This window comes from Myxacorys chilensis, assembly GCF_059505265.1.
On sequence record NZ_JCACKG010000193.1, the window covers coordinates 1 to 3,560 of the forward strand.

Consider the following 3,560-nt stretch of genomic DNA (forward strand, 5'->3'; position numbering starts at 1 on the left):
GCCCTGAAGTCGCCCGGCTAGGCCAAATTCTCGCCAAGCCCACCTCCCAGCTGGTGCTTCTTGTCGTGCCGGCGCCGGGTTGGGCCGCTCCTGTCGCTGCCGAACTCAACCGCAGGTTTACAAACGCCCGAGCGAAAGCATTTCTCGACCCTAAGAAGGACGGCAACAGCGGCCCTGCGACTGATATGATCGAGCGCCTAGAGAAGGGCAGGCACCTCGTCCTCGTCACACATGATGCCCACGGAGTACTCCCAGCGTTTCTTCTGGCAGCGGTCGACGAAAGCCTAACCGTTGGAGCACTCGACGCGAAGTTCATCCAGCAGGCAATCCGCAAACTCACGGGCAGGGCGGTGCCCAAGGTTAATGAACAAAACGTCGGTGACCTGGATTTCAGCTCCTTGCTCTGCGCCCTTCGGCCCGGAAGCACACCTGCGGAGTGCGTCCGACGTCTGGCGCGCCTCACAGAACGGTCCCGTCAGCCAATAAGCGGTCATGGGGTGCCCCGGCTGGAAGATCTCCCGCTGGGAGCTGAGGTTGCGAGTTGGTCCTTCTCGCTTCTGGATCAATTGCGCCGGGTCGACGCGCGGGTGCTCGCCCCTTCCGAATTGAGCTACGCAATTTTATTTGGACCGCCGGGTACCGGCAAGACGCTCCTGGTGTCTGCGCTGGCTCGCTCCGCCAATTGGCGCCTTGTCCAGACTTCTGTAGGATCCTGGTTTTCGGAAAGTGACGGCTACCTTGGTGGGGTAAGCAAGCGCATCACCGGGTTCTTTGATGATCTCCTCGGCGCAACAAGCTCGATCGGCTTCATCGACGAAGTGGAGGCCATTCCAAACCGCATGGCACTCGGGCCAAAAGACCGCGAGTATTGGACCCCGGTCGTAACGTTGCTCCTCCTGCAGATCGACAGGTTGCGCCGATCCGGCAGGCCCGTGCTTCTCCTTTCCGCCACAAATTTTCTCGAGCGCCTGGATCCTGCCATCACTCGATCAGGGAGGTTGGAGAGACATGTACCGGTGCTTCCACCACGCAGCCTGGAAGAAGTTTCCGCAGTCTTGAAGCATCACCTCGGCGGTGCGCTCGATACTAGCACCATCAAGGCTGTTGCTCGACTGTCCAAGGGAAAGACTCCTGCCGACATTGAAGCTCTGGTTCGGACCGCGCGCTCTGCGGCTGCCGCTGCAGGTCGTTCCTTGGAGGCCAGCGACCTCATGAGCGTACTGGTCCCTAGTGACCCGCGGGACCCCGTAGAGCTCCGGGCCACAGCGCTGCACGAAGCTGGGCATGCTGTTGTAGCCTTGGCGATGAGCCATGAAATAGAGGGCGCGTCAATCATAGCTGAAGGAAAGACGGGCGGGTCGGTGAAAGGATTGCTTCCAAGCAGGTTTCCCAATCGGCAAGAACTTGAGGCCATCACCACAGTCTTGCTGGGGGGGCGCGCCGCCGATGTAATCTTTGGCAAGGGGGCACATGCGGGTGCCGAACATGATCTCGAGATGGCTACCGATATGTTGCGCAAGGGGATCGAGGAAATGGGACTTTACGGGCGACTGACCAGCGGTACTTCCCTGATTGCAAGGCGGGAGGTGGACGAACAGATCGAAGAAGCGCTTCAACGGCTGTTCAAGTGGGCCATGCTCATCGTGCGGCAGGAATCCGAAGCCGTGAAGGTGATCGCCGATGCTCTCCTTTTGCATCGAGTGCTTGATGGCGCCGACCTCCTTCGGATATTTGCATCACATCGCTCCGGTCATAGCCTGCCTCCTGTTGAGATTGAAGCCGCCGGCGGCGAATGATCTCGGGAGTTTCAGTATTTCACATGCAGGTTGCTCAAAGCGAAGCAGAGCCGAGCGGATCATCAGGTGACGCAAACTGGCATCCAGCAACCCGGCCACCGGGCTTTGTGTCACAGCGCTCCGCCATCGAGTGGGTCGTGGACCTTACCTGGCCCCGCTTTGATCTTTCTGGGTCTGGCCGCCGAGGACCACCGTACAGCAACGTCTAACGACACGCTGCCGTCGGACGTTTAGATGACGTGCCGGCGACCTGCCCACGAGCTAAGTTTTATTCGCATCTGTAAAATGACTATGCCGAACAGTGGGTTACTTCGCACATCAGCCCTGGTGAACCTCAGATGGCAAGACAGGTCCTACTGTATGAAGCGGCCGAAATAGAGGGCCGCTTAACAAGCGAGCGGCTAGCACGAAGGTCACAACAGGGCAGCTAGACTCTAGATAGTCCGGACTAAGTTAGGCCCTGCACCGATCCAATGCTCTCGACCCGGAGCCGTGTACTACAGCCATGCCAGAGATCGCCACCCGCCTGCGTGCGTGGTTGAAGAGAACAGCTAAGGAACGCGAAGGAGTAAAGAGCTAAGGCCTTGTATCTGATTGCTCTCAACACTGCAGTTGGATTGGAAACCCTCCTGTAGGTGGGCCAGTCACCTAACGTGAGCGAAAACCTGCGTTTTGCCAGCTAGCATGCTGGTCACCTATTGCGGCATTGTCCCGGCCGAGCGGCCAGCGCCGGTCGCTTCTAACATAGAACACGATCTCAACGGACGTTCTGAAGCAGGGGCACCTGCACCGGAACTGTAAGCCGGCCACGCCTATATTCACTTTGAGGTAAACACCTCAAAAGGAAACGAGCCGTATCGTTGTCTCGGGAACGATGACCCGACGCAGTTGAGGTCATCAGCGGTACCTCGTCAGGTTACCAACTACGCCCACCATGTCGCGTTTATCTCAACAACGCCTACTGATTGATTGCGTTGGCGGCCGAGGAGACAACCGCTACATTCTTGGGGCTCTCTGAAAAAATGGCAACATTACGCCGCCGTGAGTGTCGCTTGCCGAAGGGAGCGGTCTCGCCCTCCCGGCCGAGAACGCTTTCATGAAGGATGTCGATAACTGAGCATCGCCAAGGCGTGTCGGGTTTCCGAAGCGAGCGGCGACATCCGGGCTGCTGATCATGGTACTGGCCATCGCGACCAGCCTCCTGCCACTCTCGAGGGTGTCTAGCCAGAACTCCATCTCCGCCGTATCTATCTCTTGGCCAATGCCCCGGCGGTAAAGCAGAGCCACCTCGTCGGCCATGAGTGCCTCGGCGACGATTTTAGCGTCGCCGACGGCATAGATTCCGTCTGTGACAGCAGTAAACTCGATGTCATGTGCCTCCACCGAGCCATTCGACAATAGTGATTTCGCTGAAGACAAGGATTAGCGTGTCCGAGCCAGAGCGCCATGCACCTCGTTGCTGCCGGTGCTGTACGAATAACTCGTTTCCGGTGCCGCCGACAAGTTGATCATCGCCGTCGCTGTTCAGTGTGGACAGACGAAGAGCGGCGATGCCTGAAGCGCCCTTTGTTGATCAGGTGCAACTCGTTACCGAGATAGCCCCGACCAGGAGATTCTGGCCGTTGCAGGCTTTAAATCTTGTCATCGCCGGCACCCCCGTTCGCTCGAAGCGAGCCGCGACATCGACTGGATCTTATGTCTGAACTGCAACGGCATGAGCACAGTTGAGCGTGCGCGCTTTGGGAACGCTGCGGGTAAAGGCTC

General features: G+C 58.4%; 2 protein-coding genes. One reads left to right on the top strand and one right to left on the bottom strand.

Annotated elements, in window-relative coordinates; genetic code table 11:
* A partial coding sequence (locus tag AC5JLB_RS17495; protein WP_495875107.1) for an AAA family ATPase occupies positions 1 to 1,796 on the top strand: 1,796 nt, incomplete at its 5' end.
* Between the two features lie 996 nt (positions 1,797 to 2,792).
* Here AC5JLB_RS17495 and AC5JLB_RS17500 read toward each other — a convergent pair.
* Positions 2,793 to 3,215 carry a hypothetical protein gene (locus AC5JLB_RS17500; RefSeq protein WP_495875108.1) on the bottom strand — a complete coding sequence of 141 codons (423 nt, stop codon included), beginning with the start codon at positions 3,213 to 3,215 and terminating at the stop codon, positions 2,793 to 2,795.
* Positions 3,216 to 3,560 lie beyond the last annotated feature (345 nt).